Here is a 13529-nt window from a genome sequence, read left to right on the forward strand (position 1 = left end):
ACAAAAACAATAATAGTACCCAGGCACCCACCGCCCCATCTCCAGGCGGCATAGCCGGCGATCAAAGTTCTTAGCCAGTCACGCATAATTAAAAGATTGTTATATAAAATATTTAAAAATCATGCCATGCCGGCGGCTTCCATTCCTGGCTGTAAGTCGCTAAAATGGACTATCTTAGTAGTCATTTTTAAACAGTCAGGTAGTCCGCTATGCTTCCATGGAAAACGATCATACAGATACAAAAAGAATGTGATACACCGGTTTACTTACAAATAGCCAATTGCGTTATATGCGAAATGCGCAAAGGGCGGGTTGGCCCCGGTATTAAACTACCGGGCTCACGCCAGATGGCTGAACTACTGGAGGTGCATCGCAAAACCATAGTACGGGCTTACGAAGAGCTCGATGCGCAGGGCTGGATAGAAATGCATCCATCAAAAGGAACATTTACCAGCCAGGAATTACCTGAAATAAACGCCCGCCGTTTTTCAAACAACCATAAGCAAAAGAACTTTCCCGCCACAACCGGTTACTCCGTAAAGGTGAATACAATTACCAAAGACCCTTCTTTGCCAACCCGGCATATTAATGGCTTTCATGATGGGCCCGATATGCGGTTGATACCATCCGATGAATTGGGCCGGGCTTATAAAAGCGTTATGTCGAGAAATACCTACCTGAAATTTATGTCGTACGTTGAAACGCCCGGTGTTCAAAAATTCAGGACCGTATTATCTGATTATCTTAATGCAAGCCGTGGCGTTCAAACAACTTTCGAAAACATTCTGGTTACCCGGGGTGCGCAAATGGCGCTTTATCTTTTAACGGTGGTACTATTTTCAAAAGACGACACCATCATAGTAGGCGATACAAATTATTATTATGCCGATCATGTTTTTCTACAGGCCGGCATGCAATTGGCGCGCGTTAAAGTCGACGAGTGCGGCATTGATGTAGAAGAAATTGAAAAGTTATGCCGTCGCAAAAAGATCAAAGCATTATACATTACATCGCATCACCATTACCCAACTACCGTAACGCTTTCGGCTGCCCGCCGCATTCAATTACTGGCGCTTGCAGAAAAATATGGTTTTATCATTATCGAAGACGATTATGATTACGATTTCCATTACTTAAGCAGTCCCATGCTGCCCCTGGTAAGCGCCGATACAAAAGGAATGGTAGTGTATATAGGCACACTCAGCAAAACCGTTGCTCCAGCTATTCGAACCGGTTATATAATAGCGCCGCAAAATCTTATTCTTGAATTAAGCCGCATCAGGCAGCTGATTGATGTGCAGGGCGACCCCATTATGGAACTGGCGCTGATCGAAATGTTTGAAGAAGGCCATATAAAAAGGCATTTGAAAAAAGCACAACTTGCTTATCATAAACGTCGCGATTCCTTATGCAGTTTATTGAAGGATAATCTTTCGGATATTATAGATTTTAAAGTGCCAGATGGCGGACTGGCCATTTGGGCAAAATTTCATAAATCGGTACCGCTGCCACCGCTTGCAGAAAAATTAAGATCGCAGGGACTTATTATTTCAAATGGTTTAATACATAACAACGCTGATATCTCTATGAATGCCACCCGAATGGGCTTTGCCTGGATGAATGAAGAAGAGGCGGCACAGGCTGTTGAACTGCTTATCAAAACTATTCGCTCAAAATAAATATTTCCTTTCTCCGTTTTAGTGCCGACTTTTTAAAATGCATCAAGAGCATTAACAATTGTTATGCTCATACCTGGCTTGTTGTAATACACAAATATCATTTACTGTTGCCCCATTAAACCGGACTACCTGGAATCTCAAAACCGGATACCGTTATAGTCCAAATACAATATACCTTTACGACCGATTATTATTGTTTCTAAGTTTCTAAAAGTTTAAGCCATGAAAAAGTTCAGCATTATGTTCTCTGCATTATTCCTTTGCATCAGTTTAATAGCCCGTGATCCTGGTCCGGGTGAAAAAGACGAACTGATCAAAACTTTCACTACCAGTTTTCCCAAAGCCGAGCGCGTTCATTGGTATGAAATGCCCAAAGCATGGGTGGTTAATTTCGTTACAGATGGTGTTCGTTCACGCATTGTGTACACCAAAGACGGAAAAATAACTGAGTTTACCCGTTATTATTTTGAAACGAATATGCCATTCCTGATCCGCTCAAAGATCAAAGAAGCTTATCCAACCAAAAGCATTTTTGGCGTGGTTGAAGTTTCAGTGATGGCCGAAGGCGGTGTTTCTAAAATGGATTATTACGTGAAGCTGGAAGATGAAAAATACTGGTCAACTGTTCAATCTGACAATGAAGGAAATCTGCGCTTGGTAGAAAAATATAAAAAGGCGCAATAAAAGAAGAGAAGGGAAAATAAGTTTCTTTTTTTAGGAAAAAGGCAAGGGTTGAAAGTAATACTTTCAACCCTTGCCTTTTTGCTTTTATTCCCCCCATGAAACAAACTATTGACATTACCATTATATACAATATATTTTAAATACCATATAACACCTGGAATTAGTATTTTTGCGCTGAAAAATTACATCGTAAAAACGTATCCATGTATTCCCTAAAACCCCTGGTAACTGCTGCCCTTTTAACCGTTCTTTCAATACCTGTAATTGCACAAACGAAGCCACTGTACAATTTCCAGGACCTTTCACATCTATATTATAAAAAACAAAAAGATTCCTTAACAAAAGCCTGGACGGTTCCCGCCATTTATAAAGACAAAGCCACCCAAAAGAAATACAAAGAGATCTGGGACGAGCGCACCAGCTTTTTTACCGGCGCCATAGATGGCGATAACTACATTCACGACAAAGAAGTGTATGATTATGTAGATGGCATTATTACAGAGATCGTTCAGGCAAATAAGGCCCTGATGCCGGTGAAGCCTATGTTACTTATCGACAGAAGCTCATCAGTAAACGCATATGCAATAGGAAACAATATCATTGCGGTTAACCTTGGCCTTATTGTATTTAGCCGTTCAAAGGAAGAACTGTCGCTGGTAATTGCCCACGAACTGTCGCACAACATTCTTACCCATCCTGAAAACGCAATGAAGCAACGCGCTGAATGGCTTACTTCGGATGAATACCAAAAGTCGCTTAATGCTGTACTCGATTCTAAATATGAACGGCTTACCCGGCTAAAAAAAGTGATCGAGAATTATTCATTCAGCAGAAGCAAACACCAGCGCTACCACGAAAGCGATGCCGACTCACTGGCGATCATACTTTTGAAAAAAAGTAATATTGCTTTTAAGGCCGGGTTCTTCCTTCGTCTCGATAGTGCAGATATTGTATATCAGCAGCCGCTGAAGACACCGGTTAAGAACTATTTTGTTGCTTATAACCTTCCTTTTGAGGATGCCTGGACAAAAAAACGGTCAAAAGGCCTATCGTCAAGGGCATATAACTTTAAAGATACTACCGGCGTTAGCGACTCATTAAAGACACACCCCGATTGTGTAGAAAGGTATAATAAAACCCGTAGCCAGAATGTGACAGCTACCCTTACCCCCATACCCGCAAACATAACCGATAAAGCAAACAAAATGCTCATTTGGAACATGTACTCCAACATGAGCTTAACGCCATGCCTGTATCGCATACTTCTTGAAAAAGACAAGGGTAATACCGATGCATGGTACGATTTCATGTTCAACAATATCATCTCAGGTTTATATTATTCCGACCGTGAACTTCATCGCTTTAATGCAATTGGTGTAATTCAAAAAGAATACATTTCAAAAGACTATTATGAGTTGCAAACCATGTTTGAACAAATTCCCCGGGAACAGCTGGAGCAACTTTGTAAACAATTTCATAATGCAGGCTTCTGGCAAAACATGCCTTCCAGTGAAAAAGCGCTGAAAAGCTTCCTTTACACATTGGCACTGGACCCCGATAATTCTACTACTAAAAAATCACAAGCAGCTAAAGCATTTACTACCGACAATGCCAACAGTATGTATTACGAATTGGCCAAAAATTTTGAAAAGCAATAACCCTTACCAAACCTTTTACAACCAAAACGAATGAAAAAACTACTTACAGCATTCCTGCTGCTATTATCAGTGTGTGTTACGCAAGCTCAAACAAAAGTATTTAAAGAAGTTGGCGAAGACATTCAATCGCAGGTAAAACCTATTTACCAGGACAATGCCCTGGTTGGTTACGTAGTGTTTACCCAACTTGAAAAAGCAAGCGCCGATTCGTTCAACTATAAGATCACCCTTATGGATGAAAACCTGAACGATATCGGCGTGGTGAAGTTCAAAGAAGTAAAATTGTATTTATACGGTGTAACTTTTGAGCAGGATGTATTATGCCTCGCTTACTTTAAAAGTAATTTCTATTTTAAGGAATATACCAGCAAAAAAGAATATAAACAGGCTAAGGAAAATGAGAAGACCTCTATCTTAACCCAGTTTTTAAGCCTCGATGGTAAGATCATAAAATCAAATTCATTAAGCGTTCAGGTAAGCTCTGAATATGGCGGTAAACTGGCCCGGAAATCCTATATGGGCGGCAGTACCATTAAAAGCGTACACCTTCGCAATATTCCTGGAAAAGGCTTTGCCTTATTATATGGCGATGAACGAAAAAATACACTTGTGGCTTTTAACACTGCCGGCGATCAGTTATGGCAAAAGCAGGTAAAGCTTTTTGAGGGGGCTAAACTCGCCAACATGTTAGTAGCAAAACAATACATTTATGTACTCACTAAAAATAAAGCCAACAAAGGAAATGGCGATATGCAACTGGGCGGCTATGAAGTATTAGGATATCATATTGGCGATTCTGCGGCTCCGTTTAAACATGTCCTGAAAGATAAACAGGGCAACTCATTAAGTATTACCTCTTTTTCAAACGATCCGGTTACAGGTAACCTCTTTGTAAGCGGGGGCATAATTGACCCAAGAAAAGGTAATAATTATGAAACGCCCAAACACTTTGCAAGAGGCGTTTACGCAGGTTTATATTCCATATCTGTTAATGGACCTAAGAAAAGCGATATTACGGAGGTTTATTCATACTGGAAAGATGAATCGCAACCGCTTTTCACAAGAAAGGGCCGCATCCGTGAAAAGAAAACTAATTGCTGGTATGATGGTACCATTAAGGATTATGATGGCAACGTTTATTTTTATGGTACAACATACAGAAAGAAAGTTAAAGTGGGTTCTATAATCTCTTCTGTTATCCTGGCGCCAGTTGGTTATGGATTTTTTATTGCAGCATTTGGCTACAATAAAGTAAAAATGGACAATACTATTTTACTAAAACAAAGTCCAAAAGGTGAATTATCAGTAGAGAAATATATCGCAGCCGACAAAGGAAACTATGTTCCCAATAGAGCTGGCTGGTACTTCGATACCAGATCGTACATGACTGCAAACAATCCCGAAACAAAAAACGTCTATCTGATCATGTCAGACAGAAGTAATTTCTTTATTTACAGCACTAAAGCGAAAGAAATTATTCGCACCATTCCACGTAAAGAAGGTAACTATTACACAAATATTTACCCGGCCAAAGAAGGCCATTATATGGTTTCGGAATACAACAGAAGTGAAAGATCTACTACTGTTTCTATTGAGGCATTGTAAGATAAAATAGGATATAAGCCACTAACTCAAATACTGTTTCCCAAAAACCAAATCAATGAAAAAGTTATTCACACTTTTGCTGCTGCTCACTGTGTGTTATGTCCATGCGCAAAAAAAAGTCTTTAAAGCTGTAAGCGAGGACATTTCATCGCAGTTCAAACCAATTTACCAGGATTATGCCCTGGTGGGTTACGTAGCTTTCACCCAGCTTGAAAAAATAAGCACCGATTCATTTAGTTACAAGATCACTATTATGGATGAAAACCTGAATGATATTGGGGTGGTTAATCTCAGGGACCATAAACTCATACTACATGGTGCAAGAATGGAACAGGATGTATTGAGCCTGTGTTACCTTAAAAGCAACTTCTATAATAATGAGTTTGCGAACAGACAGGAATATATTGATGCTATCAATAATGATAGGACATCTGTCTTTTTCCAGTTCTTAAATCTTAATGGAAAAATTATTAACACAGCCTCGTTACCGGTAACATTGTACCATAAGGTGGTGCCACGCAACGCAAGGATCAAAGATTTTTATGTTGACGGTGGCCTGAAGGGACCAATACAATTTCTTAATGTTACAGGAAAAGGGTTTGCAGCTTTTTACAGAGATGATGAAAAAAATAGCCTGGTTACTTTAAATACCCGCGGCGATATCATATGGCAAAAGCAAATTAAAGAGGAAGCCTTCGCTTTAACCTTGTTAACCGCCGGGCTGGATGTTTACGTGCTGGGGTACAAGGCTGGCAATATGCTACACCGCGGGTATGAATTGTATGGCTATAATGCATCTGACCCTTCCATTTCTTCAACACTCAGGATGAACCATGACGATCAGGGCAATAGATACCATTTTAGTAATTTTAGCGTTGATCCTGCCACTGGTAAAGCATATATAAGCGGTTACACAGTAACCGATAAAAAATATCTTAGCTATGACGATCCAGATGATTTTAAAAACGGCAGTTATGCGGGTTTATTTACCATAAACATAAAAGATCATGTAAAAGGCATAACAACCGATGTATTCTCTAATTGGGTAGACGGCTCTCAATCATTTATTACAAAAGACGGCCATTTTAAAGATGAAACAATATTCAAGCATAGTAACTCCTTTAAAGATTACAACAACGCAACCTATCATATAGGTACTGCCATCCTTATAAATGGTTCCAAAGTAACACAAAAAAATACCATCATTTTTAAACAGGATGATAAAGGTAACCTTACAATAGATAACTCCGTGGAAGGTGACAATACACCTTCTTTCAAAACCGGCGATGAGGGCCTTAGCGCGAATTTAAAAAAGTATTATACGGTTACTAACCCCGACACCAAAACCTTTTACCTGATCATAGATGATAAACAGAACATTTATATCTATAATCTCAATACAAAAAAAGTAGTTCGTACCATTTCTCATATCGATGGCAATATTACTACTCAGGTTTTTCCAGCCAAAGAAGGGCATGTAATAGTGGCAGAATACAACAAAAAAGAAAAAACGACAACCGTATCAATTGAAGCAATATAAACACTAAAAAAATTAAAGGCCCCGACTGCAACATCGGGGTCTTTTTATGTTCACCCTACACTAAAAAACTAAAACAGATCGTACGAAGGATAGCCCGGCACTTTATTAGGGCCAGTTTGCAAAATTTATTTCATGGTAAGGACGAAGATCAAGTAAGACTACGTAAATAAAATTGCGACTACTACTTTTTTGAAAAGTATGGCACATTATCCCTGCTTACTGTTTCCTTTTGTTGCCAGTACGCCAAGGTAACAATGTGTCCATTGTATGTTTTCAATAGTCTGCCAAAGATGGCATTGGTGGGGTTGAACGTAACATCAGTAACACCAATAGTAAATGTTGCCGGTGGTGTTGGAACCGGAGCATCTGTAGCAGCAGGTGTCGCCGGCGCTGCGGCCTTAGGTGGCGGCGATGTTACAACTACCACTGTATATTTATTGAACTCTAATAATGGTTTTAAAAAATCAACCCGTTGTTGCGACGCATTTTTTTCTACAATGGCGCATTTAACGCCATCCAGCTCTTCAAACTCATGATTCTTATTAATAGCCATAATTAATATTAAAGTCCAAAACTTAAAGAATGAATATAGTCGTAGATATAACCGGTAAGTCCGGTAATAATAATACCTGCAACACAAATAAACATAGCCAGCTTGGGATACGCAGGTATTGCTAAATGTTCTATCGGGTGTTCATTGGCATCCATAAAAATAGCTTTTACAATGCGCAGGTAATAATAGAAAGAGATGATCATATTTAATGCCGCCACCGTTATCAAAACATAATTCCCTTTACCAGCACCCGACATTAACAGAAAGAACTTTCCAAAAAAGCCCGCGGTTGGCGGTACACCAGCCAGCGAAAACAAGGCAATGGTAAGCACCCACGATAAAACAGGATTGGTCTTGTAAAATCCTTTATAATCGCTTACCTGCTCACGCCCTGTAACTGAACTTACCAATGCAACCACACCAAAAGCAGCCAGGTTTGAGAACACATAAATAAGTACGAAATAAACTACGGAGGCAGTGGCTAGTTGAGAACTGCCGGTAATACCAACGAGAATAAACCCGATCTGTGCAATGGACGAAAAAGCAAGGAAGCGTTTGATATTGTTTTGCCGGATGGCAAAAAGATTCCCAATCAATATGGTTAACATCGATAAAACAAACAACATATTATACCAGGTGCCGGCCATTGGTTTGAATACTGTATATAAAACAGAAACAAACACAAATAATACCGATCCCTTTGAAATGACCGATAACCACGAAGTAACGGCTACCGGTGCGCCCTCATACACATCGGCCGTCCATAAATGAAAAGGCACTACGGATATTTTAAAGGCAAACCCTGCCAGTAATAATACAAAAGCAAAAACGGGTAAAGGGCCGCCTGTAATATGAGAAGCTAGTTCACTAAAAGTAAGTGTGCCGGTTGCGCCATATACCAACGAAATACCAAACAATAATAAGCCCGATGCAAAAGCTGATGATACAATAAACTTCATGGCGGCTTCTGATGACTTTCTTTTACCCAGATCGAAATTGGCCATAGCCGCCAATGGAATGCTCGATAATTCCAACCCAACATAAAACATCAACAGGTTGCCGGTCGAGATCATAAAGAACATACCCAGTAAATTGCTTAATAACAAAATATAAAACTCCGGCACATGCTCATGTTTCTTTAACCACGATGATGATTGTAATGAAACAATGAGTGTACCCAGGCTTAAAATATTTTTCTGTAGTACTATTAATGGATTGGTAAAAAACATACCATCGAACAACATGCCCGCCTGGTTTCCCATAAAGCCCGCAGCCAGATTAAACAACAGCAACCCATTGGCCAGGTTCAGAATGGCGGTATTAGACATTTCAGTTCCAATCTTCAAAAGCAACAGGGTAAAAATGATCACCGTAATGATCAGTTCCTGTTTCATTAGTAATAAAAAATCAATCATAAACTATTGATTAATCAGTTCTGTTAGCCAGAATGGAGCAATACCGATGGCTATAATTCCTATTATTAGTACACCAGCTGCTATTTTTTCATTCCACCGGGCATCGCTTAAGTTGTGCTGCACCGTTGCGCCATCTACCTGCAAGGGCCCCATGATCACTTTGCCCATGGCCCTTAAAATGTAGACAGCGGTAACTACGATCGATGCACAGGCCAGTACAGTTGCCAACCGGTACCAGTTATCGGCTTTTTCCCAGGAACCCATAAACACCGTTACTTCGGCAACAAAGCCACTCAGGCCCGGCAAACCCAGTGAGCACAATCCGGCTATTACAAATACTGTAGCTATAAATGGCATTACTTTTAATAACCCGCCCAATTGCGCCACCTGCCGCGTATGCGTTCTATCGTATAACATACCAATGGCGGCAAAGAAAAGGGCCGTCATTAACCCATGCGAAACCATCTGCATTACCGCGCCCATAATGGCAGTTTGCGTCATCATACCAATACCAAGTAAAACAAAACCACAATGGCTTATGGAAGAATAGGCATTAATGTATTTTAGATCGGTTTGCATCATGGTGGCGAATGCGCCATAGATGATGGCAATGGTAGCGAGCAGAATTATGATCCATGAATAATAATGTGCGGCATCTGGCATTAACAACGTAGCCATCCGCAAACAACCATAACCACCTAATTTCATACTTATCCCTGCCAGGAACATAGAGGCCGCAGTGGGCGCCGAAGAGTGCCCATCGGGCACCCAGGTATGAAATGGGAACAGGGCGGTGAATATGCCAAAGCCAACAAAAGCAAACGGAAAAAATAATCGCTGCGCTTCTGGTGATATATGCTGTTGTGCAATCTGCAACATATTAAAGGAATGAGCACCGCTGAGGGCTTGCGTGTTAAAATAAACACCGGCCAAACCTACAAACACCAATGCACTACCGCCCATAAGCATTAATGCCAGTTTCATGGCACTGTATTCTTTGCGACCGCTGCCCCAAATGCCAATCAGAAGGAACTTGGGTATAACCGCAACTTCGAGGAAGAAGAACAGGGTAAACAAGTCGAGCGAAATAAAAAAACCATAAGCGCCCATGCTTAGCAACGTTAGCAAAAAGAAAAACTCTTTACTTAACTTAGCCGTGGTCCACGAAACCAGGATGCCCGCAACAGTAACAAAAGCAGTAAGCAATATCATGGCTACAGAAATGCCATCAATGCCAACATGATAATGAATGTTCAGCGGCGCATACCACACATGGTCCTCCTGAAACAACATTTGGCTTCCATCTACCACCCGCTGCTCCCAGTAAGTAAATAAAATATAAAATGAATAAAGCAGCTGAACTACCGCTCCACCTAACGCCACTACTCTTACCTGCTTTAAGCCACTGCACAGCAATAAGGCGATAACTGTTATTATAGGTAATATGATGAGTACTGACAACATCAGTTTTGTGTTAATTTTTTATGTCCAGAGATAAATAAACACCGCGGCCAGTGCAATTATTCCACCAAAGAAATACAGCGTATAACTTTGTATGCTGCCCGACTGTAATGCTTTTATTCGTTCTGAAATACCTGTGGTAGCCCAACCCAGCTTATTCATAAAGCCATCTACAATATTTTTATCAAACCAGGCTGCCGGTTTGGCAATGCCGTTAAAAATGATCTTTTTTGTAATGAACAGGTATAATTCATCAAAGTAGAATTTCTGTCTGATGGCCCTGTATAATCCACCGATGGCAGTAGCCAGTTTTTGCGGCTGGTCGTTCTCATTAAAGTATAAAACGAATGCCAGCGAAATACCTGCAAGGGCCATTGCTATTGGAGCAATAGAAAAACTGGCAGAAATAGTGATCTCCTCACCTTTTCCGTTAGCAGCTACAAAATGCGTAAAGGGTATAAACCCAACTACAATAGCTGCCGCCGCCAACACCAGCAAGGGTAACTTCATATTCAGGTTACCTTCTCCATGATGATCACTGTGGGTAGAAGTTTTGTTATAGAATATACTAAAGTATAACCGGAACATATAAAAGGCCGTAATGCCCGAGGTGATGAGGGCTATATAATATATAAGCTTATTGCTTTGCCAGGCCGTAATCAATATTTCCTCCTTACTAAAAAAACCAGCCAACGGTGGAATACCTGCAATGGCCAAACAGGCTATTAAAAAAGTGGCGTGTGTAATGGGCATGAACTTTCGCAACCCGCCCATATTTCCCATTTCATTGGTATGTATAAAATGAATGACAGCCCCCGCCCCCAGGAACAATAATGATTTAAAGAAAGCATGTGTAAAAAGATGGAACAACGAGGCCGTGTAGCCTGTATTCACCGCTTCGCCATAAGCCGGAACGCCTAATGCAAATAACATATACCCTATTTGTGAAATGGTGGAGTAAGCCAGCACCCGTTTAATATCTGTTTGGGTACAGGCAATGATGGCAGCCAGAAAAGCCGAGATGGCGCCAACCCAGGTTATCAATTTTAACACCGAAACATCTATAAGGTAAATTGGGTATAGCCTGGCCACCAGGTACACACCAGCCACTACCATGGTAGCTGCATGTATTAATGCCGATACCGGAGTGGGCCCCTCCATGGCATCGGGCAACCAGATATGCAAAGGGAACATGGCCGATTTACCTGCACCGCCAATAAACACCAGCGTAAGCGCCCAGCTTAATACTGGTATTCCCACCACTCCATACCCCGTCATTTGCGCCAAAACCGGGGAGTTGGTCCCGGTTATTCGTTGTATCATGGTGCCAAAATCGAGTGTGCCGCTGTAAAACGCAAGTATCAATATACCTATTAAAAAACCCAGATCGGCAAAGCGGGTAACTATAAATGCTTTCTTTGCCGCAGCTACTGCAGCAGGCCGGTCGTAATAAAAACCAATGAGCAGGAAGGAGGAAACACCTACCAACTCCCAAAAGATATAGATCTGAAAAATGTTTGTAGATAATACCAACCCCAACATTGAAAATGTGAACAGCCCCAGAAACGCGTAATAAGTAGCAAACCGTTCTTCCCCTTTCATATAACCCAAACTAAACACATGCACCATCAACGATACAAAGGTTACCACTACCAGCATCATTACCGAAGCGGGATCGAGCAACGCGCCCATATCAATAGACATGCCCAACGAAAACTGCAGCCAGGTATATTGTAACGCCGTAACCGGTTGATATACGCCATTCACTTTTCCATTTACAAAAAAGTACTGGTAAGCCGTATAAAAAGCCAGTATTGTTGAAATGAATAGGAAAAGCGTACCCACTATACCGGCTGATTTGGCAAAAGTTTTTTTACCAAACAAACCTAACAACACAAAACCTGCTAAAGGTAGCAGGGGAATTAATGCTATGTAGTTTGAATATTCCATATGGTAAATCGTGATACAGGTTTCAACCTGTTAACTTGTCAACTTGTTAACCCGTCAACTCAATTTTTCATTTCTTTCACATCCTCTACATCAATCGATCTATGATTACGATATAAATTAATTATGATAGCAATCGCCACGGCAGCTTCGGCGGCCGCAACTGTTATTATAAACAGCGAAAAGAACACGCCATTCAGCTTATCGGGGTACAGGTATTTATTGAATGCTACAAAATTGATATTCACACTATTCAGGATCAGTTCTATCGACATAAGCATGGTAATCAGGTTGCGACGGGTGAACAACCCATACGTACCAATAAAAAACAAGGCAGTACTTACAAATAAGATATGTGTTAATGGTATGCTCATGATTTATCTTCTATTACCAGATCTTTTGTTTCAGGGATCAGTTTATTTGTTCCGTCATTTGCCCCAATAGGAGCGGCTTGTTTTTGAACGGACGTTCCTTTGGGCACCGATCGCATAGCTATAACAATACACCCTACCATGGCTGCCAACAGCAACATACTCACCACCTCAAAAGGCAATACAAAGCCATACTTTTTAGTATCGAGCATTTGTTCGCCAATAGCAGATACGGGAACATTAAATGGTTTTGTAGTTGTTGCTGCATTAAACCCATACCCGGCAATGATGCGATACGAAAATGAAAACCCAAACAGCACCGCCAGTAAAGAGAAAAGAATTCGTTTCAATGGCGGTTTGGGCATTTCACTACCCGAATAGTGGGTAAGAAAAATAGAGAAGATGATGAGCACCACTACCCCACCTACATACACAATGATCTGCACAGCGGCAACAAATTCTACCTGCATCCAAAAATATAAAGCAGCCACACCTACCAAACTAAACAACAACCAAATGGCCGATCGAAAGATCTTTTGACTGGTTACAGCCAATATCGCCGTTCCCAGTATGAAAGCTGATATTAAGTAAAATATGATTGCGGATGCATCCATAA

The 13529-nt window shown here is 40.8% G+C and carries 11 protein-coding genes; 5 read left to right on the forward strand and 6 right to left on the reverse strand.

Annotated features, from left to right (window positions below; translation table 11 throughout):
* Positions 1-209: 209 nt before the first annotated feature.
* The 5 genes from GGD38_RS08265 (at position 210) to GGD38_RS08285 (ending at position 7166) form a co-directional block, all read left to right on the forward strand.
* On the forward strand, positions 210-1679 hold the full coding sequence (locus tag GGD38_RS08265) for a PLP-dependent aminotransferase family protein (protein ID WP_375298480.1): 1470 nt from the start codon (positions 210-212) through the stop codon (positions 1677-1679).
* A 222-nt stretch (positions 1680-1901) separates the two neighbouring features.
* Positions 1902-2363, forward strand: coding sequence for a hypothetical protein (locus tag GGD38_RS08270; protein WP_375298479.1), 462 nt, complete (start codon positions 1902-1904; stop codon positions 2361-2363).
* A gap of 203 nt (positions 2364-2566) precedes the next feature.
* Positions 2567-4021, forward strand: a complete 1455-nt coding sequence (locus GGD38_RS08275; protein WP_375298478.1) for a M48 family metalloprotease — start codon at positions 2567-2569, stop codon at positions 4019-4021.
* Between the two features lie 30 nt (positions 4022-4051).
* Positions 4052-5626, forward strand: coding sequence for a hypothetical protein (locus tag GGD38_RS08280; protein WP_375298477.1), 1575 nt, complete (start codon positions 4052-4054; stop codon positions 5624-5626).
* A 55-nt stretch (positions 5627-5681) separates the two neighbouring features.
* Positions 5682-7166: a hypothetical protein gene (locus tag GGD38_RS08285; RefSeq protein ID WP_375298476.1), complete on the forward strand. Its 1485-nt coding sequence runs from the start codon at positions 5682-5684 to the stop codon at positions 7164-7166.
* A gap of 181 nt (positions 7167-7347) precedes the next feature.
* Here GGD38_RS08285 and GGD38_RS08290 read toward each other — a convergent pair whose 3' ends face one another.
* The 6 genes from GGD38_RS08290 to GGD38_RS08315 are packed head-to-tail and all read right to left on the reverse strand — an operon-like array spanning position 7348 to position 13527.
* Positions 7348-7719 carry a hypothetical protein gene (locus GGD38_RS08290; protein ID WP_375298475.1) on the reverse strand — a complete coding sequence of 124 codons (372 nt, stop codon included), beginning with the start codon at positions 7717-7719 and terminating at the stop codon, positions 7348-7350.
* Positions 7720-7727: 8 nt separating this feature from the next.
* Positions 7728-9134: an NADH-quinone oxidoreductase subunit N gene (locus GGD38_RS08295; RefSeq protein ID WP_375303787.1), complete on the reverse strand. Its 1407-nt coding sequence runs from the start codon at positions 9132-9134 to the stop codon at positions 7728-7730.
* 3 nt (positions 9135-9137) lie between these two features.
* Complete coding sequence (locus GGD38_RS08300) at positions 9138-10598, reverse strand: NuoM family protein (protein WP_375298472.1); 1461 nt, start codon at positions 10596-10598, stop codon at positions 9138-9140.
* 18 nt (positions 10599-10616) lie between these two features.
* The gene (gene nuoL / locus GGD38_RS08305) at positions 10617-12545 is read right to left on the reverse strand and encodes an NADH-quinone oxidoreductase subunit L (RefSeq protein WP_375298471.1); all 1929 of its coding nucleotides are present in this window, start codon (positions 12543-12545) and stop codon (positions 10617-10619) included.
* A 59-nt stretch (positions 12546-12604) separates the two neighbouring features.
* Positions 12605-12916 carry an NADH-quinone oxidoreductase subunit NuoK gene (gene nuoK, locus GGD38_RS08310; RefSeq protein WP_375298470.1) on the reverse strand — a complete coding sequence of 104 codons (312 nt, stop codon included), beginning with the start codon at positions 12914-12916 and terminating at the stop codon, positions 12605-12607.
* Positions 12913-13527, reverse strand: a complete 615-nt coding sequence (locus GGD38_RS08315; protein ID WP_375298469.1) for an NADH-quinone oxidoreductase subunit J — start codon at positions 13525-13527, stop codon at positions 12913-12915. Before GGD38_RS08315 ends, nuoK begins: the two co-directional genes overlap by 4 nt.
* Between the last annotated feature and the right edge of the window lie 2 nt (positions 13528-13529).

Source organism: Niastella sp. OAS944 (assembly GCA_024809215.1).
In the GTDB taxonomy this organism is placed as follows: Bacteria; Bacteroidota; Bacteroidia; order Chitinophagales; family Chitinophagaceae; genus Niastella.

Excerpts from the sequence above, each read along its gene's own strand:
- nuoL (WP_375298471.1), bottom strand. The coding sequence starts at position 12,545 with ATGGAATATTCAAACTACATAGCATTAATTCCCCTGCTACCTTTAGCA.
- GGD38_RS08285 (WP_375298476.1), top strand. The coding sequence starts at position 5,682 with ATGAAAAAGTTATTCACACTTTTGCTGCTGCTCACTGTGTGTTATGTC.
- GGD38_RS08270 (WP_375298479.1), top strand. The coding sequence starts at position 1,902 with ATGAAAAAGTTCAGCATTATGTTCTCTGCATTATTCCTTTGCATCAGT.
- GGD38_RS08295 (WP_375303787.1), bottom strand. The coding sequence starts at position 9,134 with ATGATTGATTTTTTATTACTAATGAAACAGGAACTGATCATTACGGTG.
- GGD38_RS08315 (WP_375298469.1), bottom strand. The coding sequence starts at position 13,527 with ATGGATGCATCCGCAATCATATTTTACTTAATATCAGCTTTCATACTG.
- nuoK (WP_375298470.1), bottom strand. The coding sequence starts at position 12,916 with ATGAGCATACCATTAACACATATCTTATTTGTAAGTACTGCCTTGTTT.
- GGD38_RS08300 (WP_375298472.1), bottom strand. The coding sequence starts at position 10,598 with ATGTTGTCAGTACTCATCATATTACCTATAATAACAGTTATCGCCTTA.
- GGD38_RS08265 (WP_375298480.1), top strand. The coding sequence starts at position 210 with ATGCTTCCATGGAAAACGATCATACAGATACAAAAAGAATGTGATACA.
- GGD38_RS08280 (WP_375298477.1), top strand. The coding sequence starts at position 4,052 with ATGAAAAAACTACTTACAGCATTCCTGCTGCTATTATCAGTGTGTGTT.
- GGD38_RS08290 (WP_375298475.1), bottom strand. The coding sequence starts at position 7,719 with ATGGCTATTAATAAGAATCATGAGTTTGAAGAGCTGGATGGCGTTAAA.
- GGD38_RS08275 (WP_375298478.1), top strand. The coding sequence starts at position 2,567 with ATGTATTCCCTAAAACCCCTGGTAACTGCTGCCCTTTTAACCGTTCTT.